Here is a 672-nt window from a genome sequence, read left to right as displayed (position 1 = left end):
TCGTGCCGCTGTCCACTGTGCGCTCGCCGTTCTCGCCATAAGCTGTAGCGTCGCTGGATAGCTGGGAACTAGCGGACACCGACAAAGAAACGCCGCCGCCAGAGATTTCATAGGTGTAGTCGTAGCTCTCCTGCTTGGAAGATACGAACACCATGTCAGCGCCGCCCCCTGTCACGGAGGCCGTGCGCGTAACGGTGCCCACCGCGCGGGCGGTAAAGCGCAGAACTTCTGCCTCGCCCGACTCCCCATACCAAGCCCAGTAGTCGGAGGCGATAGAGTAGTCGCACAGGAATTCCCCTACGCGCGCGCGGCTGATTCCGCCCCTGACAATGGTCCCCGGATCATCCCCAGGGTCGGCTGCAACGGTGAGCCTGCCGCGACAGTCTTTACCACTGGCAAGAATGGTATGGCTGACGCCCAGGTTGTCGAAGGCCCCGGAAAAGCGCACCTCCAGAAGCGCGAGGGTTTCCTGCGCTGACAAGGTAGGTTGGTAGTTGCGATAGAGCCGCAGGATGACTCCTGTGCCATCCGGCCGACGATCAAGCACATCGACCTCCACCCCCGTGACGGGCTGGTCTGGAATGGGAATGTCCAACTCCGTGAAGGTCAACGTCAGTGTGCGCTCGGAGGTGGTCCAGAAGTTCGGAGCGTTCATCACCCCTACGCCGAAAC

The 672-nt window shown here is 61.5% G+C and carries 1 protein-coding gene; it reads right to left on the bottom strand.

Features of this window, described 5'->3' with window-relative positions; genetic code table 11:
* On the bottom strand, positions 1-655 hold a 655-nt coding region (locus L6D89_RS32380; RefSeq protein ID WP_236202343.1), incomplete at its 3' end, for a hypothetical protein.
* Between the last annotated feature and the right edge of the window lie 17 nt (positions 656-672).

It is taken from the genome of Pseudomonas pseudonitroreducens, from assembly GCF_021603645.1.
Classification (GTDB): Bacteria; Pseudomonadota; Gammaproteobacteria; order Pseudomonadales; family Pseudomonadaceae; genus Pseudomonas; species Pseudomonas pseudonitroreducens.
The sequence above is the reverse complement of the archived record's forward strand: the minus strand, read 5'-3'. Positions and strand labels throughout refer to the sequence as shown.